Genomic DNA, 24,599 nt, shown 5'->3' with positions numbered 1-24,599 from the left:
CCTGGGTGCCTCAGATCTCCTCAGCGAACACCGCCCGTCCTTGCGTCATATCCCTTAGCGCGTCACGCGCCGCGTCCACTGCCGTGACGGGCATGCTGATAGTCAGCCGCACGGCCATCTGATAGCCGCTATCGGCGAGTGCGTAGCCTTCCTGCTCGATCCAGCGGCGCACGCGCGCCTCGTCCGCATAGCCGATCTCCACCGTCAGCAACGCCTGAGCAATCCGTTCGACGCGCGGTGCATCCTGCAGCACGCGCGCAATCGCGTCGGTATAGGCGCGCACGAGACCACCCGCGCCGAGCTTCACGCCGCCGTAGTAGCGCACCACGGCCGCCAGCACGCCGTCCAGGTCGTGATGGCGTAGCACTTCGAGGATGGGGCGGCCGGCGGTGCCGGACGGCTCGCCGTCGTCCGACATGCCGGACTGGCCGCCTGCCAGCAAGGCCCAGCAAACGTGCGTCGCGGTCGGGTTTTCTTCACGCAGGCGGCGCAATTCGGCCATCGCCGCGTCGCGGTCCGCGACGGGGATCGCATGGGCGATAAAACGGCTCTTGCGGATTTCGAGTTCTGAAGATACTGACGTTGAAAGAGTGTGACTCACGTTGATGGATGTTGATTAGATAAATAGAATCAGTTGCTTAGCTTCTGTCTTCTGCCGTATGTGTGTTGACCCTGATGGATCGCCTACGACATAGTATGCCTACACGGTGTCTACATGGCGCGCGATGCAAAAGGAAAGCTCACGTCGGCGCGTATCGAAGCATACGCTTGCCAAGCAAGCAAACAGCGGAGCATCTACTGGGATGCGAAAGCGCCAGGTCCTCGGCCGCGTGGTTGCTGATCACCTTGCCGATACGAGTTACCCGAGCAGCGATGCCACCAAGTGACATAATTCTCGCGTTGTTGCTTGCAAGGCAGTCATTGCTTTCTAACCCCAGAACAAGGAGCTTCAATGAGCAAAGGATATTGGGTAACCACATACCGTAAGACGAAGGACCCGGCGAAGCTGGCAGCCTATGCACAGCTGGCAGGCCCTGCTGTGGCAGCAGCCGGCGGAAAATTCCTCGTGCGCGGAGTGGCCGACGAGGTTCGCGAGCACGGCTTGAAGGAGCGGACTGTCTTGATTGAGTTTCCGACCTACGAGGAGGCAGTTGCCGCGTACGATAGCGCCGAATACAAGAAAGCTCTTGAAGCCTTGGGCGATGGCGTCGAGCGCGATCTGCGAATCGTTCGCGGCGTCGAATGACGCGGACCCTTCGAGGGATTTGGCCTTCTGATCGAGCGGCCTGAGCAACACCATCAGGGTCCCGACGGTGGCGGTCTTCGAAATGAAATCGGCCCACTACTGCGGTCAACGCCAGTAGCGGGCCTGTTCTTTGGACGGTGGCGAGCCGGGATCGCGCGCCCAAAGGATGCACTCACAACCCGGATTCGTTCGACATCCTTTCACGGCGCCCGGATCAATACCTCAGTGGCCGTACATCAGGTTCCAATCGGCCTTTGATACGGCTGGGCGCCCCATCTCCGACGAACCATTCGCGACCCCGCCGACATCGGTTGCGCCGTTTTGTGCTGCCAATTTCGCCTCGGCAGCCTGAATCTGCGCCGGATAAGTGGTGTTGTCACCAACACCTGGGTGATAACCAGTCTTTTCGAGTTGAACCAATTCGGCGCGCACTTGTGCACGGGTGACAGGTTGGTTCGATTGAGCGAAGACAGCAACGGGTGCAGCAAGGGCAGCGGCAACAACAGCGGCTTGGATAAGGGATTTCATGGCTAACCTCCAGACTTTGTTTGTCCTGCTACGAACAGCCCTGTTCGTAAATCAGTGACTCCACTCTAGGGGGATAGAGACCTAGGGTAAATACCTAGTTAATGAAATCACCTTTCGCAGACATCGCACAATCGGAGCGCCTGGTTAGCGCAAACTTGACAGCCACGAGCGCCAGCCGGAAGTTCGTGGACGACATGGCGGAGGACTGAATCTAATCTGCTTCATCGCACCCGCGCCTGAGCGTTGTGACTGGAACTCAGTACTCGCAATGAGGACGGGCGAGTTTGATCGAATGCGGCTACGTAGAGGTCATAGGTCGAAATGGCGGGCTCTTTGATCCCATTGCTCGCGCGCGCCAATTATCACGGAATCGGCAAGAGTGCTTTGCAGACTCAAGTGATGACTGAGACCTGCGTCGCACGCATAATGACTCACGTGACGAATCTAGCTCCCGGCTGGGGCGAAACCGGACTCCTCATCTGGTCGATTCGTCGCTCTCTCCCTTCCCGCCTGGCGTCTACTGCCGCATCCCAGTCTGTTTCACTCTGCGACACACAGCTGCATTCCAAAGTCGATTCAAGCTCCGCCGCATCCTACAGTGCGTTTGTCCTGCTGGACGAGACATCGTGTTTTGACCATCGGAACGCTGACGCTCGTGCATGGACTCGGAGCGCGGCAGCGTGTATAAACTCGCACCTTTTAGTCATGCGTGGGTTGCACTGCGGACAGGCGACCGGCGCTCTTTCTACGCCCAACCCCCACGAATTGCTTTCCATCTATGCTCGCACCGCTCCTCGTCGCCTTCTTCGAAACGGTCCGGCAGGGCAGCGTCACTGCCGCCGCGAAGCGGTATGGTCGATCACCTGCGAGTTGACCCAGCCGCCCGTACTCCACGGCGAAACGACGAACATCGGCACGCGCGGGCCCGGACCAAAACACAGGTTTCTCGTCCTGCTGCTCGTTCTATGCAGCGTCGCTTCACCGCAGTATTTCCTGACGCGTGAAAACCTCGTGCAGGTGCTGCTGCAAAGCGCGGTGATGGTGCACTCGTCAATTTGACGCAGTTGCATCCGTTCATCATTACACTGGGTACGGCGGCGATTTATCGCAGGGTGACGCTGATCATTTCCGACTCTCGCTCGGTGTTCGGCTTCGATCGCTCGTTTGTGGATGTCGTCGCGGGCCGCGTGTTCGGCGTGCCTGTGCCGATCATCATCGCGGCCGCCGTGGCAGGATTCCTGTTCTTCGTGGCGCGCTACACGAAGCTTGGGCGGAACGAGTTTCTTCGGCGGACGCGGGCAGGTGGCAGGTGTCGTGATCGGCGGCCTGATCATTGGCGTAATCAACAACATTCTGAATATCATGAACGTGGAGTCGTACTATCAGCAGATTGTGATGGGCGTTCTGATTATTGCTGCAGTGACGGCTGACAAGCTCTTTACGCGGCGCAGTCGTTAAACCTTATTTTTTCCAGCGTTGCGCGGTCGCCAACCGCTTGGGCGGTTTGGGGGCATGCATGTAACAACAGTTTTTGCGGAGTTCCCATGAATCACGCAGTCGAGTCTTTGCGGCTTTTCATTGCACCGGCGCCGCGCACCGTGGCAGATATCTTTAGCGAAGCCGATCTCGCTCGTCTCCGCGCGCTTGGCGACGTCTACATTCATGAAGACGGGCCGGTAACCGATGCGATCTTCGACGCGCACGCCGCCCAGGCCGACATCGTAGTGGGCCAGCTCGACCTGTCGGCCGAGCGATTGAGCCGCGCACCGCGACTGCGCGCGATCGTCAACGTCGAGGGAAATTTTCTACCCAATGTCGATTATGCACAGTGCTTTCGACGCGGCATCCGTGTGCTGAACGTCAGCCCGGTGTTTGCCGAGCCGGTCGCCGAGGCGGCGCTCGGCATGGCTATCGATCTGGCGCGCGGCATCACCAACGCAGACCGGCAGTTTCGGCACGGCATCGAGCAATACGGGCTCAACGCGAATCGCGAGGCTTTCTCGCTCTACGATGCACCAATCGGATTCATCGGCATGGGTGACCTGGGGCGAGCCATCCTGCCGTTGATCGCGCCATTTCGGGGCAAGGTGCGCGCGTTCGATCCATGGTTGCCGGCAGCGTATCTGGAGTCGCTAGGTTGCAAGCCAGCAACGCTTGAAGAGGTCTTGAGCGAGTCGCTCATGGTGTTCGTTGTGGCGGGCGTGACGTCGCAGAACGAAGGCTTTCTCACAGGCAAGCAACTCAGCACGATGCGACGAGGCGCCGGACTGGTGCTGGTGAGCCGCGCGGGGGTAGTCGATTTCGATGCGATGCTCGAGGCCGCCGCGCAAGGCCGGATCCGTATCGCCACCGATGTCTTCCCCGAAGAGCCGTTGCCGAAAGATCATCGCGCCCGCTCGATCGACAATGTGCTGCTGTCGCCGCATCAGGCGGGCGCACTGGGTACGGTATTGCGCGAGATAGGTCGTCGTGCGCTCGCGGATATCGAGTTGATTGCCCGTGGGTTGCCGCCGGTGATGTGCAAGATCGCCCAGCCTGAAACGGTGGGGCTGATGCGCAGCAAGCCTGTTGACAAGAGCTGAGCGCCGACGATGATGGCCGGCATTTCGCATTTTCGTGCGGCGCCCGACGAGAGCAAGCGTGCCGTGCGCTCGATGGAGTGGACTGAATTTCGCGGTTGGCCGGCGCTATTGATGAAGCAGGCGCCGCTCGAACTGACGGTCGTTCCTTCCATCGGCGGACGTCTGATGAGCATCCGCCACGGCGGCGTCGAACTCGCGTTTATCAACGAGGCTTTGGCTGGCCGCGCGCCTGATCAAAGCGCCACGCAGTGGCAGGCGTTGTGCGGCGAGTGGAGTTTTCCGTTATGGGGCGGCGGCAAAACCTGGATTGCGCCCGAATCGCAATGGCCGGATGGCGCACCCCAGCGCGACCTCGATAGCGGCTCGTATGACGTTCTGGGTACGTGGTGCGATGCCGGGTCGATGGGCGTCGAGTTGCAAAGCGCGGTCTGTCGGCAAAGCGGACTTCAGGTGGTGCGACGGATCGAGTTGTCGGCCTTGGGTACGTGGACGACGCTGCACCGCTTGATCAACCGCTCGAACGATGTCAAAGACTGCGGTATCTGGGACGTACTGATGTTGCGACGACCCGGTATCGTGAGCATACGTCTCGATGCACCAGGAGGGGACCGGTCATCGTGGCATGAACACATCGTGCCGTTCGCGGATAAAGGACCCATTGGCGACGTGCGCGGTTCGCGTTTCGTGCGCTGTGCGGACGGGGTGTTGTCCACGGTGCGGCGATCGAGGTCTTTAATGCGCCCGCGTTGCCGTACTTCGAAATCGAATCGCATGGACCGGCGTGCAGGCTTGAGCCGGGCGCCGCATGTGAACTCAGGGTTGAGGAGTCGGTGTCGTAGCGCCAGCCGGAGCTTTGAAGCACAGACTCCCTTCCTTCTACGATGCGCGCCGGCCCGACCCGGTCTTCGCCCTGGGCGTTTTCGAAGCGCTGGCCGCGTTCGCTTTCTTCAACTGCGTCATGTGTTGCAACAGCGTGACCGTCTGCTCTTTCACTATGCCCATCAGTTTCGCCAGCCGGGCGGCATTGAAGCCGTCCCACCCCAACACTCTCAACGACTTGCGGCAGTGGATGTGAAACGCGGCGATCGGCCCGTTGAGGCTTAGCGTGCGAATCAGCGTCTCTTCGTCATCCGCCGGACGTCCGAGCAAGCGTCCCACAATCGCCGCGTTGACGGAAGTGAGGCGGAAACTGATCTTTTGATCGATCATCTCGAAGCCCGCTGACGGCCCGAGACCGGCTTGCTCGCGCGCCATGAACAGGCGCCATTCGTCCGATTCGGTCGAGGTGAAGAGGAACTCGCCAACGCGCGCCTGGATGGCGCAAAACGCTGCGATTAGCGTGTGATCGTCGGCGTTGCCTGCCAGCGCCGCCTCGGCGGCCTCGACCGGCGCCGAAACTTCTGCCCACACCCGCATCACGATGTGCTCCACGCACGCCATGTAGACCCCTTCCTTGTTATCGAAGTAGTACCCGATGGCTGGCGCGTTGACACCTGCGCGCTCCGCGATGTCGCGCGTGGAGGCGCCGTCGAAGCCGCGTTCACCAAACAGACTGAGCGCCGCCGCCACGATGCGTGCACGGGTTTCTTCGCCACGCTGGTAACCGCCGTCGACGGCGTGGCGATGTCTCGGGGGAGGGGACATCCGTTTGATCCTTCAAAGTTTTCGTAAGCGAAGCAAAAATATATCAATTGACAGAAATCTGCCAACTGGAATAATTATATCAATTGGAACAAATTTGGAGTTGTCATGTCGGCCACCCTTCCTGTCAATGAAGCAAAAGGCGCAACCCCGGCCCGCCGCCCCGCGACGCGTCGGCTGCTAATGGCAGCCGGCTTGCTGGCCTTACTCGCGGCCGCCGCCTGGGGCGTGCGCTGGTGGATGGTGGGGCGCTTTATCCAGAGCACCGACGACGCTTACCTGCAAGCCGATAGTATGACCGTTGCGCCGAAGGTGTCGGGCTATGTGGCCGAGGTGCTGGTTGGCGACAACCAGACGGTCGCCGTCGGGCAACCGCTGGTGCGGCTCGACAGCCGCCAGTATCAGGCGGCGCTGGAACAGGCCAACGCCACGGTGGCCGCACGCCAGGCCGATATCGTTCGCGGCCAGGCCGAGCTGGCGCAGCAGCAGGCGAGCATCGGCCAGGCGCGCGCGCAGCTCGACGGTGCGGTCTCCAACGAGGCGCACGCGCTTGCCCAGGTCAAGCGCTATGAGCCGCTTGCTGCGACCGGCGCCGAAACCGACGAGCGCGTGGCCGACTTGCGCAACACCGCACGCCAGGCCAGCGCAACGCGCGCTGCGGATGCCGCAGCGCTGCAGGTCGCCGAGCGGCAGATTGCGAATCTGCAAGCGCAGATCGCCCAGGCCCGCGCGCAACTCGATGCGGCGCTTGCCAGCGCGCGTCAGTCGCAGCTCGACGCTCAGGACACGGTGTTGCGCAGCACGATTGCCGGGCGCGTCGGCGACCGCACGGTGCGCGTCGGTCAGTATGTGCAGCCCGGCACCCGCCTGATGACCATCGTGCCGGTGCAGGACGTGTATCTCACGGCGAATTTCAAGGAAACGCAGATCGGCCTGATGCGCGTCGGCCAGCCGGCGACGATCCGTGTCGACGCCTTGCCCGGTGAGGATCTGCACGGCACCGTGGACAGCTTTTCGCCGGGCACAGGCTCGCAGTTCGCGCTGCTGCCGGCGCAGAACGCCACCGGCAACTTCACCAAGATCGTGCAGCGCGTGCCGGTGAAGATCCATATCGTGGCCGGCCCGGAAACGCGCAAGGTGCTGCTGCCGGGCTTATCCGTCAACGTGGACGTGGACACGCGCGGCGCTCGCGACACGGCAGAGCGCATCGAACGGGAAAACGGGCTTGACTAACTCGACCACTCCGGTGAGCGGCGCGGCAGGCACGTCCGCTTCAACGAAGCCGACGCATCCCGCCAACGCCAGTGCGGCCGACTGGATCGCCGTGGCCGCCGGCGCGCTGGGCGCGCTAATGGCGACGCTCGATATCTCCATCACGAACTCGGCCTTGCCGCAGATTCAGGGGCAAATCGGCGCGACCGGCACGGAAGGCACGTGGATTTCGACTGGCTACCTGATGTCCGAGATCGTGATGATCCCCCTCGCCGCGTGGCTCACACGCGTGTTCGGGCTGCGCAATTTCCTGCTCGGCAATGCGACGCTATTTACGATGTTCTCGATCATGTGCGGCGTCTCGCACAGCCTGCCGCAGATGATCGCGGGGCGGATCGGCCAGGGCTTTGTGGGCGGCGCGATGATTCCGACCGCGCAGACCATCGTGGCGACGCGCCTGCCGCGTCACCAGATGCCGATCGGCATGACCATGTTCGGCTTGATCGTGCTGCTCGGGCCGCTACTGGGTCCGGTGGTGGGTGGCTGGCTCGCGGAGAATATCGACTGGAGCTGGTGCTTCTTCCTCAACATACCGGTGGGCGTTGCATTGGTGATCCTGCTGTTTGTCGGGCTGGACAAGGGGCGCACCGACTGGTCGCAGTTCATCAAGGCCGACTGGCTCGGCATCGTCGGGCTCGCCGCCGGTCTCAGTTCGCTGACCGTGGTGCTAGAGGAAGGGCAGCGCGAACGCTGGTTCGAATCGTCGATGATCGTCTGGTTGAGCATCCTATCGGCGGCGGGCATCGCCCTGCTGCTGATCGCGCAATTCGTTTCGAAAGCGCCCATCGTGCGTCTGAAGCTGTTGAAGAACACGCGCTACGCGAGTGTGATCTTTATCGTCTTCACGGTCGGCGCGGGCCTGTATTGTGTGTCGTACTTGCTGCCGCAATTCTTGAGTGGCGTGTCGGGCTACAACGCCGAGCAGTCAGGCGCGGTGATGCTGGTCTCCGGTGTGCCCGCGTTTCTGCTGATGCCGGTGCTGCCGCGTCTGATGGGCCGCGTGGATACGCGCTTGATGGTGATCGCCGGGCTGTGCTGTTTCGCCGCGAGTTGCATGCTCGACATCTCCCTCACCGCGCAAAGCGTCGGGCATGACTTCACGTGGTCGCAACTGTTGCGCGGCGTGGGCCAGGTGCTGGCGATGATGCCGCTCAACCAGGCGTCGATGGCCGCCGTGCCGCGCGAAGAAGCAGGCGACGCCGCCGGCCTCTACAACATGGCGCGGAACCTGGGTGGTTCGGTCGGACTGGCGCTGCTGGGCACCTTCATCGACCGGCGCAATACTTTCCATGAAGATGTGATCCGCGACTCCTTAAGTGCGAATTCGCTGGTTGGGCAGGACCACATCACGGCCAGTGCCGCGGGTTTTTTCGCCCAAAGCGGCGACATGGCCTACGCGAAGCTGCAGGCGCTCGCGCAACTTACGGCGCAGATGCAGCAGCAGGCGGTGGTGATCACCTATTCCGAAACCTTCTACGTACTCGGCGTCGCGCTGCTGCTTTGCATTCCGCTCACGTTCTTTCTGAAGAAGCCGGCAGCCGGTACGCCGTCGGCGGGACATTAAAAACAATATGAAGTCATTCAACACTGCTCTGGGTCTTGGCCTGCTGCCGCTGGCGGCCGCACTGCTGCTGGCCGGCTGCACGGTGGGGCCGGACTACCACGGCGCGCCGCAGGCCGCACCGGTGGCGGCTCAAGCCAGTGCGTTTAACCGGGCACCGCAAGGGACCGTTGCGACGGCGCCGGTTGCCGCTGCCTGGTGGCGCGCGTTAAACGATCCGCAACTCGACGCGCTGATCGATACCGCGCTCAAGAATAGCCCGGACTTGCATGCCGCCGAGGCGCGCGTGCGCCAAGCGCGCGCCGGACTCACGGCGCAGCAGCGCAATGAGCTGCCCAAGGCTCAGGCGAGCGCAGCGTATCTGCGCACGCGCTCCCCCGATCTGTCGTCACTCGACGGCGGGCAGGGCAGCTCGTCGAGCGGCGGCGGGCCGATCGGTTTCTATCTCGCGGGCTTCGATGCAAGCTGGGAGATCGATATTTTCGGCGGCACGCGGCGGGCCATCGAAGCCGCCGCGGCCGAAGCGGACGCGTCGCAAGCGGATCTCGCGGATGCGCATGTGCAGCTAGCCGCCGAGGTCGCCCAAGCGTATGTCGGCTTGCGCGACCAACAGCAGCGCGTGGCGATCGCGCATGAATCCGCGGATCTCGAAGCGCGCATCCTGACGCTCACCGAGCAGCGCCGCGCGCGTGGCGTTGCCTCGGATCTCGACGTCGAACGGATCCGTTCGCAGGTCGAGAACACCCGCGCGAGCATCATTCCGCTCGATGCCCAGGTGGACGAATCGCTCGATGAGCTGGCCGTGCTGACAGGCCGCGAGCCCGGCGCGCTGGATGCCGAACTGGCCGCGTCGAAGCCGCTGCCCAGCTTGCCGGCGACCGTGGCGGTGGGCGACCCTGGGCGCTTGCTGCGCCAGCGTCCCGACATCCGCGCGGCCGAGCGGCGGCTTGCCTCGCAGAACGCGCAGATCGGCGAGCATGAAGCGGACTGGTTTCCGAAGGTCACCCTGTTTGGTGACCTGAGCTTTAGCGCGTCCGATCCGGGGCATCTGCTGCGCAAGAGCAGCTATACGTGGCTCGGCGTGCCATACCTGCAATGGAATGTGCTCGATTTCGGCCGCATCCAGGCGAGCGTCGATCAGACCATGGCCGGTCGAGACGAGGCCGAGGCGAAGTATCAGAGCACCGTGCTGGGCGCCCTGAAGGATGCGGATGTGGCGTTGTCGCGCTATGGGCACGAACGCGAGAATGCGTTGAGTCTGCGCGAGGTGGAAGACTCGGCGACGCATGCGGCCGTGTTGACCGAGCAGCGTTACCGTGCGGGTACGACGACGGCGCTCGACTGGCTCGATGCTGAGCGAACCCGCTATTCAGCGGAACAGAACCGGATTCAGAGCGAGGCGCAGCTGATCAAGGACTACGTCGCGCTGCAGAAGAGTCTGGGCCTGGGGTGGGAGACGCCCGATTAAGGGGACTGGCGGCCCTATGCGCTTTCGCCGCAGCGAAAATGCTCGATGCTTTGACCTGCGGCGACGGCTCGCTGCAACCACTCGGGCAGCTCGCCGCGGCCGTTCCAGGTGTTGCCCCACGCGTCGCGGTAAGCCACCGCCTGTTCTTCCTTACGGTCCGATTCGAGAGACTGCGCGAGGGCGGGCAACGTAATGCCAAACTCGTCCATACGATGGCGAATCCAACGGATCAGACGCTCGCGAGCTTCGCCTTCAAGTCGTTCAATCGTGGTAGACATGGTTCCTGATAAGCCGGAAACAATAGCGGGACGCTCGGATCAGTTGGTGCGCTTCGGCTTGGGTGAGATCTTACCGACGGTCGAGTCGAAGTAATCCTGAGCCTCTGCGAGTTCGTCCAGTGCTTGCTCGAGCTGGCGCAACGCGAGCGAATGCTCGATTTGCCGGCTCTGCGGCACATCCTCTCCCCTCACTACGCGAAACGCAATATCTACTTGCCTGGTTGCACGAACGAACCGTTCGGCAGCGCTTGCTTCGCGTGAATGTGCGTGGGTCGACATGGGGTACCTCCACTCTTTAAATCAAACAAGATGGTTGTTGGCAGGGCCGTTGTATGACCGCGATGTGCTGCTGCGTTTCAGCTCAGGTATGGTGTGATGACGCGGCGGGTAGCGCGCCTGCCTGGAGTTGCCAGTCCAGATGGATAGTGTGGCAGTCCCAGGCAACCTGCAGACTGTGATGATTACACCACTTTCATTGGCGATACGCCAGGAGAAAAACCTGAGAACAGCGGCCGATTTCCATAGCTTGCCAGGAACGGTATCCGAGCGCCAGGGGATGTTGTGAAATTTCACATCGGGACTGTTAACTTCTTTGGATTGGTGTTAACTTATTCGGTTCCATCCGCGCGCATTCGTTTCGTCGTATCCTCACTCTATTCTTGGATGTTGGACGACGGCTGATCATGGCAAACGGCGTGAGCGTAGCGAAGAACAAACCGACGGCGCCGAGCTTCTGGCGCGATGAGGCATTGCCGTTTATCGAGGCGCGCTCGATCGAGGACGGCCGCAGCGTCTGCTATGGCAAACACGCGCACTCTACCTTCTCGATCGGCGCGGTTACCGGCGGCGAGAGTACCTATCTGAACGGCAAGGCGGTGGAGCGCATCGGCCGGGGCGCGGTGGTGGTGATCAACCCGGAACAGGTCCACGCTTGCAACCCGCTCGACAATCGGCTCTGGGCATACCGCATGATTTATGCGGATGTCACCTGGCTAAGCGAGCTTCAGCGGGATCTGGGTATGCGTCAAAGCGGCGATTTTCATGCGTTTTCCACCACGCTGACGACACTGCCCGATCTGTATCACGGCTTGAACCATCTGTATGCCGTGCTCAGCGACGCGCACTCGGACACGCTGCAAAGGCACAGCTCGGCCATCCACTTCTTTTCGGAAGTGCAGCGAAGGCTCAGCCCGGCACCGGAGCTGAAGGCCGGCGAAAACCGCAGGCTGGCGCGCGCCGCGGAGTACATCAAGGACAATTGCCAGCGCTCTCTGCTGCTGGATGAGATCTGCACCGCGGCCAGTCTCTCCGCATCCTATCTGATCCGCGCATTCAAGCATCGCTACGGCATGACGCCTCATGCGTATCTGATGAATAGCCGCATCGAATATAGCCGTGCGCAGCTCAGACGGGGACGGGCTATTGCCGAGGTGGCCGCCGAAGCCGGCTTTGCCGATCAGGCCCATTTGCAACGAGCCTTCAGGAAATTCGTCGCGGCGACACCCGGCCAATACCGGGGGTGAGCGCCAGGCCTATACAGGGTATCGCCGGGTGGTTCAGGTTTTGAGCAGATAGAGTGCGCTGCCGGCAAGCAGGTGCGCCATCAGCCGATTGAAGAGGCGTCTCCGAGCGTTCCATCGTCCGTAGCCAGCTTATAGGCCATGAAGAATAGAAACGCCACGCCTGCCCATCGAATGAGCTGGGTGAGATGCGGCTTGTCACTCAGCAGCTCATGCAGACCGAAGCCTGTCAGCAAGAGCAGCAACGTGAAGCCGATGGTCGCGCCGGTGACGTGCCGCAGGCTTGCGCCGAGCCCGTATTGAGCGCCTGCGCTGAGCGCGACGACATTGACCGGTCCGGGAGAAATCGACGTAGCCAGCGAAAACGCCGCCATGGAAAGAATGATGCTCATCCGTTGCCTTCTGTAGATCGTTTGGGAATTCTCGAAGTCCGAAGGTAGCGGGCGGCAGCATGATGCGTATTGAAGAAAATGATCCTTTTGCGCTTTTTTGGGGCTGAGGAAGTGGCCAGTGCCGGCTCAAACACCGGCCGTTTTCCCCGCATCGTCACGACACGTATGCGATCGGTATGACGGTTTCCGGGGGCAGACCTTCAACTTCAGGGGGCAACAGTGGGCGGGTTTCGCCGATCAAAGCCACATGTCGCGGCAATTCAAGCGTGCCTATGGCCTCACACCGGCGAAATGGGCTGCGCTCGGCTAGCGCCTAGCCGGGCGTGGTCGCTCCGAATAGCGGCAGGCTCAGGAGCGTGAAGGCGATCATGCGCCGGAATCGGTTCTGGCCTCGATTGCGTGGACCACAGCCGCCATATCCTCCCGGCCGTGCCCGAGCGCTAGCGTCTCACCGTAGAGCGCATAGCAGACGTCGAGTAGCGGCGACGCGACCTTCGCCTCGCGCGCAGCTTCGGCGATCAGACGATTGTTCTTCAGCACGTCGGTGATGGAGGCTTGCACATCGAAGTCGCGTGTCACGAGCTTGAGGATTTTGACGCGCGAGATGCTGCTTGCCATCTGGCCGGCATCGACGACCGCGCGAAACTGCTCCATATCCAGCCCATTTTGCTGCGCGAAGTGCGCTGCTTCCGCGAGGCCCGTGACCGTGGTGATCAGAAACAGGTTCACTGCGAGTTTCATTAGCAGGCCACTCGGCACAGGGCCACACACAATGGTCTGATGGCACATGGGCTGAAGCAGGGGACGCACGCGTTCGACGGCGGTTTGGTCGCCCGCCAGCATTGCGACAAGCTGTCCGGCTTCCGCCGGCTTGCGCGAGCCGGAGACAGGGGCTTCCACATAACTTCCGCCGGCCTCTCGAATCGCGGCATCGAGTCCGCGTGAGTATTCGGGCGAAGTTGTTCCCATATGGACGATGGTGTGTTGCGCGACGTTGGCGGCGAACGCCGGCGTGCCACGGCCGAGTGCAGCGTCGATTGCGTCGCCGTCGGCCAGCATCAGGATAACCACAGGGGCTAGCCGGAAGACCTCGGCGGAGCTGCTTGCGACCGTGGCGCCTGCTGCGCGCAAGGGCTCGCTGCGCTCGCCGGAGCGGTTCCATACGATCAGGCTGGTGCCTGCGCGGGCCAGATTGAGTGCCATGGGCTGTCCCATGACGCCAAGGCCGATAAAGCCAATGTTCATGTTTCTCTCCATTCCTTGCTGAAGTTACTGCCTGCGATGGGGCATCAACTCGGGATGGTAGTCCCAAGGGATGGACGGTGTCTTGGACGATTGTGCGGGGAGGGCGTGTGCGCGGAGGACGCTGAGGTGCCTGCACTCAGCGTCTAATTCCAGGCGAGGCCAAGCTCGGTTGCCATCCAGAGAGCACGTGCAGCGCGCGAACGGCTAGTGCCGAAAATGGTGAGCGACATGGGCGTTTAGATGCGTGCCGGATTTTTTTGGATTGATCACATCAGTATGGCATTGCAGCGGATGTCGATGCATTAAAAAATGCCTTGGCACGCTAGGCACCGGCGCCGCCTGGCGGCGCCGAAACGATCGTAATCGAAAAGCCATCCCAACCTTTCGCCCCCACCGTCTGCACCGCCGTAGTATCCGTGGCCGGGTTAGCGGCGAGCATGTCGAAAAACTCGCGCACGCCGATCACATCCGGCTCGTCGTTGTCCATGTCTGCAACCTTGCCATTCCGCACGACGTTGTCCGCGACGATGACCGTTCCCGGCCGCGATAGCTGCAACGTGAGCCGGAGGTATTCAGGGTAACTGACCTTGTCCGCATCGAGAAAGATGAAGTCGAACGGCGGCGTCTTGCTGGCAATCATTTGTTCGAGACTCTCCGCTGCCAGTCCGGTGATCACCGAAACCTTATCCGTGAGACCCGCGACAGCAATATTCTTTCGTGCAATATCGGCATTGTCCGGATCGGCCTCTAGCGTAACGAGCGTGCCATCCTCGGGCAGCGCACGAGCGAGCCAGATGGCGCTATATCCGCCGAGCGTGCCGAGCTCCAGAATCCTGCGTGCACCGTGGATTCTCGCCAGCAGGTGCAGGAACTTGCCTTGATTAGGCGCCACGTTGATCGCACGCAAGCCGGCCTGCGAACTGGCGTCAAGCGCTGCGTCGAGCGCCGGGTCGGACTTGACCAGTCCGCGAGAAAAGTAGTCGTCTACTGCGTTCCACATTTCGGTCGTCATCGTACTCTCCGTCTTTGGGATCTTGAGCAGCTCGTCCGCTTATATGCCCGCAAGCTTACCGTGTTAAGGCAGCAGACGTTGCGTGACGTTGCCGTTGACACGCAGAATACAATCAGCGTCGGGAATCCGATGCCACCATCATGATGCTGGGGCGAAGCGAATCATCAAAGCGCCTCATCGTGCAACCGATTCGCGCGATGTTGCCGCATGATCAACATCATCACGCCGATCACGAACGAACTGAAAATCACAATGATCGTCGTAATGGAGACGTGAAACCACACCAGTACCGTATACAGGCACAAGGTCACAAGGATGGACAGATTTTCGTTGAAGTTCTGCACGGCGATCGAGTGCCCGGCGGAAAGCAGGACGTGGCCGCGGTGCTGAAGCACGGCGTTCATCGGCACCACAAAGAACCCGGATAGCGCGCCGATGAACGCAAGGAACACGCATGCTATGGCAATGTAAGCCGGTACATTGAAATGACCGATGCGCAAGACCCATGCGAGGGGAAACAGATCGCGGGAAAAGAATGCCATGAGCAGGATCGACCCACCGATTGCGAGTCCCACGGGCAACGTATTCAACGCCCGGCGTAGCGGGATCTTCGCTGCCGCAACGACTGCGCCAATGGCGACGCCGATTGCGACAAACGCCTGCAATACCGACGCCTGCGAGAGCGACAACCCCAGGGAGTGCTGCGCCCACTGCAGGACGATGAACTGCAAGGTCTGCGCCGCGCCCCACAGCAAGGTCGTCACCGCAAGGGATATCTGCCCAATCCGGTCCTTCCATAGCACCGTAAAACAGTTGGCAAAATCCTGCACAAGGCGGATGGGACCGTGTTGCTGCGGAGGGTAACGGACACCGGTATCCGGAATGCGCAGATTGAAGAGAGCAGCAATCGCGTAGATTGCCGTAATGAACAGGATCGCCAGTCTCGATGCATGGTCCGCGAACGGCAGTGCCCTGTGCAGCAGATGATGCATGATATGCGGGCTGATCAATATGCCGCCGCATACGGTGCCGAGCACGATTGACAGCACGGTGGTGCCTTCCATCCAGCCGTTGGCGGCAACCAGCCGGTCGGGCGGCAGCAGCTCGGTAAGAATGCCATATTTGGCCGGCGAGTAGGCCGCCGCGCCGAGGCCCACGATGCCGTATGAGATCAGCGGAGGCGTGCCGGCCAGCATGGCGAGACAACCCACTACCTTGATGAGATTGGTGCCGAACATCACGCGGCCTTTGGGGAACGCGTCGGCGAACGCGCCCACAAACGCCGCCAGCACGACATAGGACAGCACAAAGAACAGCTTGAGGACGGGTGTCATCCAGGGCGGCGCATGCTGCTCGGCGAGCAGGGCGATGGCCGCGATCAATAACGCGTTATCGGCAAGCGATGAAAAGAATTGCGCGGCAATGATCGTGTAAAAGCCTCGTTTCATGCGCGTCCGGCGTCGGGGAACCTGGTGATGCGGGTGGAGGGAGCGGTAGAGTTGCCGTCCCATTGAATGGCAAAGCCGTTGGCCATGATACCGCATGCAATACGAATGATTGCGAGCGCTACCTTTCTACGGAGCCCCTTTTGCCGATTCCATCGAATCACTTCGATGCTGACGGTAAGGAGGTGGAAATTTTATGCTTGCGTTCTCCGCTTCGTAGCGCGCTTGCGACATCTGTGACCGCCAGCCGGATCGCATCGATAAGCGCACGCGCAGCGGGAGAGGGTGTCCCTTCCGCACGGACCGTGAGTCCGATGTCGCGTTGCGTGTTGTGCAGCGCAATGTCGAGCACGGCAAGCTGGCCGGACTCGCACTCGTGGTACAGCTGCTGCGCGGATAGCGCCGCTACCATGTCCGTGCCGAGCAGCAGGCCGCGAATCACCGCAAGATCCGCCGTTTCGACGGTGGGCATGGGGGGCTTCAGCTTCATGCGACGGAACTGCGATTCGAACAGCGCGCGTGCGGGTGCATGGCTACGCGGCACGATCCACTGCGCCTCGCGCAGGTCCGCGATGGTGAGACGACCTGCGCTTGCCAGAGGGTGATCGCGGCGCGACAGTACCACCATCTCTTCCGACATCAGCCGCTCGTTTTGCAGGCCGCTCGCCGCATCGTTGCTACGCAGCGCGCCCAGAATAAAGTCGATGTCGCCCGCACGCAGCCCGGCGACGAGCGTTTCGTAGGCACTTTCATCGGTCGCCACACGCACGCCCGGATGCCGCGCAGTCATCCGGGCAATCGCGTTGGGAAGAATCAAGGTCCGGCCAAGCGGAAGCGCGCCGACCGTTACCGCACCCTGAATGTTCCCGTGCAGTGCGGCGATGTCGTCGGGCACATGCCGCAACTCGTTCAATGCGCGACGCACGTGCAGCAGGAAGGTTTCGCCTTCGGTGGTCAGCAAAATGCCGCGTGGGCTTCGATGGAACAGGCGCAGCCCCGACCCGCTTTCAAGCACCCGGATTGCGCTGCTCACAGCCGGCTGGCTGATGCCGAACGTGCTGGCGGCCGTTGGCATGTGCCGGTGACGGGCGAGCGCGACGAACAACTGGAGCCGGCGCGTATTCAGCAGATAGGCCGGCAGCGAGCCCTCCGCAGGGGCCCTGCGCCGCACCTGCCGCATGGCGCACCAGCGTGCGAGTTCCTCGAGTTCGGCAAAGATCCGCTCGCAACGCTCCAGCACGGCCCGGCCCACCGGGGTCGGCAACATTCCCGACGGTTTGCGCTCGAAAAGCGGTTCGCCGAGCGCTGCCTCCAGTTCCTGCACCGAGCGCGTGACGGCGGACTGAGCTCGAAATAGCGCCAAGGCTGCGCGCGTCGCGCTGCCCGTATCGGCAACGAGTTTGAAGGCACGCAGATGGGCGAGATTGAGAAGTTCGCTGTTGCTCACGGTTGAGATGCCGGTGCGTGGAGTTCGATGACAGGCAAGGGTGACGACGTCGGCGCTATGTCGCACAGGCAATCAGATCTGCCGGTTTCGTTTGGCGCAAGTATAGCGAGATGCAAACCGCCCAACCACTCGCGCCTCACGTCTTGCGACTTCGTACTTTCACCATCTGATTTGTTTATGGGCAGCCCCGATTCCGAGTGTCGTGACGGTTTCTCCGGGAAACCCGGGTCGATTTGGCCTCTGCACTGATGGGCGTGGTTTTCAGCGGCTTTCCAGGCGTGCGGCGACGGTGCAGGTTACGGAGAAAATCCCGGATATTCGTGCTTTCCTGGCGTTAACCCGTACTTTCGAGACCCGATGCGACTTGTTTATCTTTGACTCGCCAACGCTTAGCGGTTCTTGCGCCGGTTTGAGCGAGCTTTTCAAGGAGTACAAGTATGGCCCGGATTATCGGCGGCATCGCTGCCTCGCACACCCCCACCATCGGTTTTGCTTTCGACAAGAACAAGCGCGACGATCCCGTCTGGGCGCCGATCTTCGAGAATTTTGCCCCGTTGGCCAAGTGGCTTGCCGACAAGCGTCCCGACGTGATCCTGACCATCTACAACGATCATGTCACCTCGTTCTTCTTCGATCACTATTCCGCGTTTGCGCTAGGGGTCGGGCCGGAGTGGCCCGTCGCCGACGAGGGCGGCGGCGCGCGCGATCTGCCCGCCATCAAGGGTCATCCAGGCTTGGCCGCGCACATCGGCAACTCGCTCATGACCGACGAGTTCGACATGTCCTTCTTTCAGAACAAGGCGCTCGACCACGGCTGTTTTTCGCCCTTGTCCATGCTGTTCCCGCACAAGCCCGAATGGCCGGTCAAGCTCGTGCCGCTGCAGATGGGTGTGCTGCAATTGCCGATCCCCAGTGCGCGCCGTTTCTACAAACTTGGCCAAGCGCTAAGACGAGCAATCGAAAGCTATCCGGAGGACCTCAAGGTTGCGATCGTCGCAACAGGCGGCCTGTCGCACCAGGTGCATGGGGAACGTGCCGGATTCAACAACACGGAATGGGACCAGCGCTTTCTCGATCTGTTCGAAAGCGACCCCGAACAACTGGCCGGGATGACGCTCGCCGAATACGCCGAACTCGGCGGCTTCGAGGGCGCTGAGGTCGTCATGTGGCTCACCATGCGTGGGGCGTTGTCGGCGAACGTCGTGTGCAAGCATCGCAGCTACTACCTGCCGTCGATGGCAGGTATCGCGACCGCCATCTACGAGAGCACCGTTGGCGAGACGAACCCGGCGATCGTCGAACGCCACCGGCAGCAGATGGCGCTGCAACTGAGCGGCGTCGAGAAGCTCGAGGGTACCTATCCCTTCACGCTCGAGATCGCAGTGAAGGCATTCCGGATCAATGACTACCTGCATCGGATGGTGGAGCCGGCTCATCGCGAGGCTTTTATGCGCGACCCCGAAGCCAGCTTCGAGTCGGCTGGTTTGAGCGACGAAGAGCGGGACCTGATTCGGCGACGCGACTGGCGCGGTTTGCTGCACTACGGCGTGATCTTTTTCATGCTCGAAAAGCTTGGGGCGGTGACCGGCGTGTCGAATCTGCATATCTACGCTGCCATGCGCGGGGAAACGCTGGAGGCGTTCCAGCGCACACGAAACGCGCCTGGCGCACTGTACTCGGTGGCGGGCAAAACGGGCGGGAAACTTGATTGGGACAGTGCGGATAAAAACAAGAGTTGATAAGCACCAACACAAAGACATAGAGACACAGGAGACAGTTGATGGCAAATGGAAAAACGATTGATATCAAGGCCTTTATTGACGAGCGGCCCATCGCGCCTTACCAGTGGCTACTGGTGGCGCTGTGTTTTCTCGTGGTGATTGCCGATGGGATGGACGTGGCCATCATGGGTTTTGTGGCGCCATCGATCATCCACGACTGGGGGATCTCGCGCCCTGCGTTCGGTCTGGTGATGAGCGCAGCGCCGATTGGTCTGGTGATTGGCGCCCTGGCCGCAGGACCCGCTTCCGATCGCGTCGGGCGCAAAGGCGTATTGATCGCTTCGGTTTTCCTCTTTGGCGTATTTACGATTGCGACGGCATTTACCCAGACACCGATGGCGATGGCCGCATTGCGACTGCTGACCGGCATTGGCCTGGGCGCCGCCATGCCCAACACCACAACGCTGCTGTCGGAATACGCACCCCAGCGCAAGCGCTCGCTGTTGATCACGATCATGTTCACCGGCTTCAATCTGGGCTCGGCCCTCATCGGTTTCGCGGCCGGCTGGCTGATTCCAGAACATGGCTGGCGCTCGGTGTTGATTTTCGGCGGTGCGCTGCCGTTGGCGTTGATCCCGCTGCAATTGTGGCTGCTGCCCGAGTCGGCCCGTCTGCTGGCGGTGCGCGGAGCAACGTCCGCACATATCGGCGCCGTGCTGGGCCGGGTCTGCGGCGTGCGGTTTTCCGGTGACGACGTGTTCGTCTCCAGCGAACCGCGGCTACCTACGCGCAAGCCGATCGGCGTGTTGTTCTCGCATGGCTATGGCTTGATGACGGCGGCGCTTTGGGCCACCTATTTCATGGGCCTCCTCGTGATCTATCTGCTGACCGGGTGGCTGCCCACGTTGATGAAGGACGCCGGCCTGAGCGTGACCACCGCCGCCAACACCACGGCCATGTTCCAGATCGGCGGAACCATCGGAGCGATCCTCGTGGGCTGGATGATGGACAAGGTCCGCCCGGCCCCCGTGATCAGTGCTGCCTATGTCGGCGGTGCGCTGTGCGTGCTCGGCTTGGGATGGATTGGCGCCTTGTCCTCGTCGCTTACCTTGCTCGTGTTCCTCGCCGGCTTTTGCATGAGCGGCGCGCAGACGGGATTGAATGCCTTCGCACCGGGCCGGTATCCGACCGCGGCGCGTGCAACCGGAGTGAGCTGGATGCTCGGCATGGGCCGCTTCGGCAGTATCTTTGGCTCTGCCATCGGCGGCGCGCTGCTAGGGCTCGGCTGGCAGTTCGGCGGCATTCTGGCGATGCTGGCAATCCCCGCTACGTTGGCTGCGATCGCCATCTTGCTCTCCCAACGCACGAAAAGCGGCGAGGCAACTGTGCAGGCCAACGCGGCACATTAAGGAAGCCGGCGCGCGTAATACCGCGCCGGCCATGAAATCAGTTTTTGGGAGCGACGATGATCATCGACATCCACGGCCACTACACCACCGCGCCGAAAGCGCTGGAAGCGTGGCGCAACCGCCAGATTGCGGCCATCGGCAACCCGTCCGCGATGCCGCTGGCGTCCGAATTGCACATCAGCGACGATGAGTTGCGAGAATCGATTGAGAGCAACCAGTTGCGGCTGATGCGCGAGCGCGGTCTCGATCTGACGATTTTCAGCCCGCGCGCGAGCTTCATGGCGCATCACATTGGGGACTTCGAAGTTTCCAGCACTTGGGCGGCGATCTGCAACGAGCTGTGCTACCGCGTGAGCGAGCTTTTTCCCGATCATTTCATTCCGGCCGCGATGTTGCCGCAAAGCCCTGGCGTGGATGCCGCCACCTGCGTCCCCGAACTCGTCAAGTGCGTGGAACAGTACGGCAACGTCGCGATCAACCTCAACCCGGATCCGTCGGGCGGTCACTGGACCAGCCCGCCGCTCTCGGACCGCTACTGGTACCCGATCTACGAGAAGATGGTCGAGTACGACATCCCCGCAATGATCCACGTGAGTACGAGTTGCAACGCGTGCTTCCATACCACCGGCGCGCACTACCTGAATGCGGACACGACCGCCTTCATGCAGTGCCTCACGTCGGACCTGTTCCGCGATTTTCCGACCCTGCGCTTCGTGATCCCGCATGGCGGCGGCGCTGTGCCGTATCACTGGGGGCGCTTTCGCGGGCTTGCGCAGGAGCTGAAAAAGCCGTTGCTGAAGGATCACCTGCTCAACAACGTCTTCTTCGATACCTGCGTCTATCACCAGCCAGGCATCGATCTGCTCACGCGCGTCATTCCAGTGGACAACATCCTGTTCGCGAGCGAGATGATCGGCGCCGTGCGCGGAATCGATCCGGAGACGGGCAACTATTTCGACGACACGAAGCGCTACATCGAAGCCGCGCATATCGATGCCGACGAGCGCTACAAGATCTACGAGGGTAACGCGCGACGTGTCTACCCGCGCCTCGATGCAGCGCTCAAAACGAAAGGGAAATGATCATGTATGAACTGGGAGTCGTATATCGAAACATTCAGCGCGCAGACGGCGATACGGCCGCTAAACTCGGCGTGCTCGGGTCGGCCACCGTCCACGAGGCGATGGGGCGCGTGGGCCTGATGAAGCCCTATATGCGTCCGATCTATCATGGCGCCCAGGTGGGCGGCACGGTTGTGACGGTCCTGCTCCAGCCGGGCGACAACTGGATGCTGCACGTCGCAGCGGAGCAGATCCAGCCGGGCGACGTCGTTGTAGCTGCGTGCACGGCCGATTCCACCGACGGTTTTTTTGGCGATCTGCTGGCGACGAGCTTCAAGGCGCGCGGCGCACGAGGGCTTATTATCGACGGCGGTGTGCGCGATGTGCGTGTGCTTGAGGAGATGAGCTTCCCGGTATGGAGCAAGGCAATCTCGTCCAAGGGAACGATCAAGGCGACGCTCGGTTCCGTGAACATACCCGTGGTTTGCGCCGGGGCGCTGGTAAATCCGGGCGATGTGGTGGTCGCAGACGACGATGGGGTGGCCGTGGTGCCTGTGGCATCCGCACAGAAGGTGCTCGAGAAGGCGGCCGCGCGCGAAGCCCTCGAAATCGAGAAGCGCGCGAAGCTGGCCAGTGGCGTGCTCGGCCTGGATATGTACAACATGCGCGAACCGTTGCGACAAGCCGGGTTGCGCTATATCGACTGAACATGGCGGCAAACACGGTCATGGACCAAACCTCGCAGCCGCTCACCGGCATCTCTTCGATGGCCACGCGCAACCTGCTGGCCGAACTCGCTGAAGAATATGAGCGGCTGTCCGGGCAGCGGCTCGTCGTCGAGTCGGTTGGAGGCGTCGCGGCGGCCCGGCGCGTTCAGGACGGGGAACCGTTCGACTTCATCGTGCTGGCGGCCGATGCGCTCGACCGGCTGGCCGAAGCCGGCCGGATCGATCCGGGCAGCCGGGTCGACCTCGCCCGTTCGGGTGTGGCGATTGCGGTGGCAGCCGGGGCGCCGCGCCCCGATATCCGCACTGAAGCGGCGCTGCGCGACGCCATTCTGGCCGCGCGCAGCATCGGCTATTCGACGGGTCCCAGCGGCTCGCACCTGGTCCGCCTGTTCGAGCGGTGGGGCATCGCTGAGACGATCGCGTCGCGCATCGTGCAGGCAGAGCCCGGTGTGCCGGTGGGTGCGCTTATCGCGCGCGGGGATGTCGAGCTGGGTTTCCAGCAATTGAGCGAGTTGATGCACGTGCCGGGCATCGATGTCATCGGCTCTCTGCCGCCTGAGATCGAGGCTATTACCGTCTTTTCGGCGGCGATCTGCACGGCCTCTAAGCAACATGCAGCCGCGATGGCACTGCTCTCTTTTCTGGCCTCACCTGAGGCAGGCGCTGCCAAGCTTCGTCATGGCATGGCGCTGGCGTAACGGCATTACACCCAAACCGGTCGTTTGCATGCTCGTGGCGCCCATCACGAGAACAAGAAAAGCTCCAATGAAAACGGCCGCGATCGCACAAGCGTGATCGCGGCCGTCGGTCCCGAGTCACCGGGACGCCATACGCTTAGAAGCGCGTATGCAACCCGATCCGGACAACCGCTTGAGACGGACTGTCGGATGCGTCGCCCGAATCGTTCATGCCGTTGATCTGCGCGTCCGCCCCGGAATTGGCCCGTTGATAGACGCCAAGCAGGTACACGTCGGTGCGCTTGGAAAGCGCATAGTCGAGGATGCCGGCGATCTGGTGAGCGTGGTTATTGTCCACGGCGTCGTTGCCTTTCATGTACATATACGACGCGCCTGCGCTCAGAGCCGGCGTGAAGTTGTAGTGCGCGCCGACCGAGCCTTCATACACCAAAGCACCGTTGGCAGAATTGTGGACCGTGGTGAATAGCGCGTTCGCGACCCAGCCTCCGAAGTGGTAGTGGGTGCCCACCCCCCAGTTACGCACGCTCACCTGGGGCGAACCGGCCGTGTAGTACTTGATGTTGGTATAGGCCGCGTTGGCGCCGAACGACGCAGCGGCATAGTTAAGCGCGAAGCTGGCGGAGTTGCCCGCGCCAATCGATCCGGCCACACCGCCAAAGCCATACATCGCTCCGCCACTGAAACCTGCGAACACCGGCGAGACGTACTTGAGCGAACTCGCTATGCGCTCGCCGGCCATGCGGTCCCAGTCGAAAGCCCCCGTTGGATTGCTGGGCAGATCGAGCTTCGTAAACGGACCGGCGCGGAAGTCGTAAAAGTGCCCCGAGAGTTCCGCCGGATCGTCACCGGCGAAGTAGAGCGAGTCGGTCATGAAGTCGTACTGGTTACCCAGGGTGACCTTGCCGAACTTGTCGTTCGTCAGTCCGACAAACGAAAGCCGGCTAAACAGGCTTGAATTCGGCATGAACTCGCCGTTGTCGACCTGGAACTGGTCGACCAGTTCGAAGATGGCCTTGGTGCCGCCGCCGAGATCCTCAACGCCGCGGAACCCCCAAAGATTCGGTCCGTTGACTCCATCGTCCATCTTGACGTTATGTTGGCCGGACTGGTTGCTGACGTAGGTAATGCCAGTATCCACCATGCCGAACAGGGTGACGCTGCTCTGTGCGTGTGCCGCTGTTGTCACGCACGCGCCGACGAGGACTGCCAACGTACGCTGTTTATTGTTCATGCTTAAAGATCTCCTTGCTTGTTTTAGTACTGCAGATCGACTGAATCAGTTTGATGGTTGGCGAGGTCCCGTTCCGGATCGGATTCGGCCAGACACAAACCACGGTGCGTTGAG

General features: G+C 61.6%; 22 protein-coding genes and 2 pseudogenes. 12 read left to right on the top strand and 12 right to left on the bottom strand.

Going from position 1 to position 24,599, the window contains the following annotated elements; all coding sequences use genetic code 11:
• Positions 1–10: 10 nt before the first annotated feature.
• Complete coding sequence (locus tag BLQ92_RS27800) at positions 11–601, bottom strand: IMPACT family protein (protein ID WP_090689237.1); 591 nt, start codon at positions 599–601, stop codon at positions 11–13.
• 351 nt (positions 602–952) lie between these two features.
• Here BLQ92_RS27800 and BLQ92_RS27795 point away from each other — a divergent pair, with 351 nt between their 5' ends.
• Positions 953–1,246 (top strand): DUF1330 domain-containing protein, encoded by a 294-nt coding sequence (locus tag BLQ92_RS27795; protein ID WP_090689234.1) that lies wholly within the window; start codon positions 953–955, stop codon positions 1,244–1,246.
• Between the two features lie 222 nt (positions 1,247–1,468).
• Here BLQ92_RS27795 and BLQ92_RS27790 read toward each other — a convergent pair whose 3' ends face one another.
• Both BLQ92_RS27790 and BLQ92_RS39605 read right to left on the bottom strand, forming a co-directional pair.
• Positions 1,469–1,774 (bottom strand): DUF4148 domain-containing protein, encoded by a 306-nt coding sequence (locus BLQ92_RS27790; RefSeq protein WP_090689233.1) that lies wholly within the window; start codon positions 1,772–1,774, stop codon positions 1,469–1,471.
• Positions 1,775–2,610: 836 nt separating this feature from the next.
• Positions 2,611–2,709 (bottom strand): annotated as a pseudogene (locus BLQ92_RS39605) (alkaline phosphatase family protein); the annotation flags it as partial.
• Positions 2,710–2,944: 235 nt separating this feature from the next.
• On the opposite strand from BLQ92_RS39605, the gene BLQ92_RS40795 reads away from it, so the two are divergent.
• Both BLQ92_RS40795 and BLQ92_RS27780 read left to right on the top strand, forming a co-directional pair.
• A complete protein-coding gene (locus BLQ92_RS40795) occupies positions 2,945–3,232 on the top strand; it encodes an ABC transporter permease subunit (protein WP_425194975.1) in 288 nt (95 codons plus the stop codon).
• An 86-nt stretch (positions 3,233–3,318) separates the two neighbouring features.
• The gene (locus BLQ92_RS27780; protein WP_090689231.1) at positions 3,319–4,356 is read left to right on the top strand and encodes a hydroxyacid dehydrogenase; all 1,038 of its coding nucleotides are present in this window, start codon (positions 3,319–3,321) and stop codon (positions 4,354–4,356) included.
• Positions 4,357–5,232: 876 nt separating this feature from the next.
• Here BLQ92_RS27780 and BLQ92_RS27775 read toward each other — a convergent pair.
• On the bottom strand, positions 5,233–6,000 hold the full coding sequence (locus BLQ92_RS27775; protein WP_090689228.1) for a CerR family C-terminal domain-containing protein: 768 nt from the start codon (positions 5,998–6,000) through the stop codon (positions 5,233–5,235).
• 105 nt (positions 6,001–6,105) lie between these two features.
• On the opposite strand from BLQ92_RS27775, the gene BLQ92_RS27770 reads away from it, so the two are divergent.
• From BLQ92_RS27770 to BLQ92_RS27760, 3 genes are read left to right on the top strand one after another with little or no spacing between them, the layout of a single operon-like run.
• Positions 6,106–7,230, top strand: coding sequence for an HlyD family secretion protein (locus BLQ92_RS27770; RefSeq protein WP_090689225.1), 1,125 nt, complete (start codon positions 6,106–6,108; stop codon positions 7,228–7,230).
• A 13-nt stretch (positions 7,231–7,243) separates the two neighbouring features.
• A complete protein-coding gene (locus BLQ92_RS27765) occupies positions 7,244–8,833 on the top strand; it encodes an MDR family MFS transporter (RefSeq protein WP_090689222.1) in 1,590 nt (529 codons plus the stop codon).
• Positions 8,834–8,840: 7 nt separating this feature from the next.
• The gene (locus BLQ92_RS27760; protein ID WP_090689218.1) at positions 8,841–10,298 is read left to right on the top strand and encodes an efflux transporter outer membrane subunit; all 1,458 of its coding nucleotides are present in this window, start codon (positions 8,841–8,843) and stop codon (positions 10,296–10,298) included.
• A 14-nt stretch (positions 10,299–10,312) separates the two neighbouring features.
• Here BLQ92_RS27760 and BLQ92_RS27755 read toward each other — a convergent pair whose 3' ends face one another.
• Together BLQ92_RS27755 and BLQ92_RS27750 are read right to left on the bottom strand one after the other, a co-directional pair.
• Positions 10,313–10,576: an H-NS family nucleoid-associated regulatory protein gene (locus BLQ92_RS27755; protein WP_090689215.1), complete on the bottom strand. Its 264-nt coding sequence runs from the start codon at positions 10,574–10,576 to the stop codon at positions 10,313–10,315.
• A gap of 39 nt (positions 10,577–10,615) precedes the next feature.
• Positions 10,616–10,855 carry a hypothetical protein gene (locus tag BLQ92_RS27750; protein WP_090689212.1) on the bottom strand — a complete coding sequence of 80 codons (240 nt, stop codon included), beginning with the start codon at positions 10,853–10,855 and terminating at the stop codon, positions 10,616–10,618.
• A 404-nt stretch (positions 10,856–11,259) separates the two neighbouring features.
• Here BLQ92_RS27750 and BLQ92_RS27745 point away from each other — a divergent pair, with 404 nt between their 5' ends.
• The gene (locus BLQ92_RS27745) at positions 11,260–12,099 is read left to right on the top strand and encodes a helix-turn-helix domain-containing protein (RefSeq protein ID WP_090689210.1); all 840 of its coding nucleotides are present in this window, start codon (positions 11,260–11,262) and stop codon (positions 12,097–12,099) included.
• Between the two features lie 104 nt (positions 12,100–12,203).
• Here the strand turns inward: BLQ92_RS27745 and BLQ92_RS27740 are convergent.
• The 5 genes and pseudogenes from BLQ92_RS27740 to BLQ92_RS27720 form a co-directional block, all read right to left on the bottom strand.
• Positions 12,204–12,488: pseudogene (locus tag BLQ92_RS27740) on the bottom strand (LysE family transporter); the annotation flags it as partial.
• 366 nt (positions 12,489–12,854) lie between these two features.
• On the bottom strand, positions 12,855–13,745 hold the full coding sequence (locus tag BLQ92_RS27735; protein WP_175773066.1) for an NAD(P)-dependent oxidoreductase: 891 nt from the start codon (positions 13,743–13,745) through the stop codon (positions 12,855–12,857).
• Positions 13,746–14,055: 310 nt separating this feature from the next.
• Positions 14,056–14,745, bottom strand: a complete 690-nt coding sequence (locus BLQ92_RS27730; RefSeq protein ID WP_090689202.1) for an O-methyltransferase — start codon at positions 14,743–14,745, stop codon at positions 14,056–14,058.
• A 164-nt stretch (positions 14,746–14,909) separates the two neighbouring features.
• Positions 14,910–16,193: a lysophospholipid transporter LplT gene (gene lplT, locus BLQ92_RS27725; RefSeq protein WP_090689200.1), complete on the bottom strand. Its 1,284-nt coding sequence runs from the start codon at positions 16,191–16,193 to the stop codon at positions 14,910–14,912.
• Positions 16,194–16,350: 157 nt separating this feature from the next.
• Positions 16,351–17,637 (bottom strand): LysR substrate-binding domain-containing protein, encoded by a 1,287-nt coding sequence (locus tag BLQ92_RS27720; RefSeq protein ID WP_090689197.1) that lies wholly within the window; start codon positions 17,635–17,637, stop codon positions 16,351–16,353.
• 437 nt (positions 17,638–18,074) lie between these two features.
• Here BLQ92_RS27720 and BLQ92_RS27715 point away from each other — a divergent pair, with 437 nt between their 5' ends.
• The 5 genes from BLQ92_RS27715 to BLQ92_RS27695 are packed head-to-tail and all read left to right on the top strand — an operon-like array spanning position 18,075 to position 23,254.
• Positions 18,075–19,376, top strand: coding sequence for a gallate dioxygenase (locus tag BLQ92_RS27715; protein ID WP_090689190.1), 1,302 nt, complete (start codon positions 18,075–18,077; stop codon positions 19,374–19,376).
• A 41-nt stretch (positions 19,377–19,417) separates the two neighbouring features.
• Positions 19,418–20,767 (top strand): MFS transporter, encoded by a 1,350-nt coding sequence (locus BLQ92_RS27710; RefSeq protein ID WP_090689188.1) that lies wholly within the window; start codon positions 19,418–19,420, stop codon positions 20,765–20,767.
• A gap of 56 nt (positions 20,768–20,823) precedes the next feature.
• On the top strand, positions 20,824–21,849 hold the full coding sequence (locus BLQ92_RS27705; protein WP_090689184.1) for an amidohydrolase family protein: 1,026 nt from the start codon (positions 20,824–20,826) through the stop codon (positions 21,847–21,849).
• A 2-nt stretch (positions 21,850–21,851) separates the two neighbouring features.
• Positions 21,852–22,535, top strand: a complete 684-nt coding sequence (ligK, locus tag BLQ92_RS27700) for a 4-carboxy-4-hydroxy-2-oxoadipate aldolase/oxaloacetate decarboxylase (protein WP_090689601.1) — start codon at positions 21,852–21,854, stop codon at positions 22,533–22,535.
• A 2-nt stretch (positions 22,536–22,537) separates the two neighbouring features.
• Positions 22,538–23,254 (top strand): substrate-binding domain-containing protein, encoded by a 717-nt coding sequence (locus tag BLQ92_RS27695; RefSeq protein WP_244896674.1) that lies wholly within the window; start codon positions 22,538–22,540, stop codon positions 23,252–23,254.
• A 136-nt stretch (positions 23,255–23,390) separates the two neighbouring features.
• Here BLQ92_RS27695 and BLQ92_RS27690 read toward each other — a convergent pair whose 3' ends face one another.
• Positions 23,391–24,485: a porin gene (locus BLQ92_RS27690; protein ID WP_090689180.1), complete on the bottom strand. Its 1,095-nt coding sequence runs from the start codon at positions 24,483–24,485 to the stop codon at positions 23,391–23,393.
• Between the last annotated feature and the right edge of the window lie 114 nt (positions 24,486–24,599).

Source organism: Paraburkholderia phenazinium (assembly GCF_900100735.1).
GTDB classification, from domain to species: domain Bacteria; phylum Pseudomonadota; class Gammaproteobacteria; order Burkholderiales; family Burkholderiaceae; genus Paraburkholderia; species Paraburkholderia phenazinia.
Note: the sequence above shows the minus strand (reverse complement) of the source record. Positions and strands in the feature narration are given on the sequence as shown.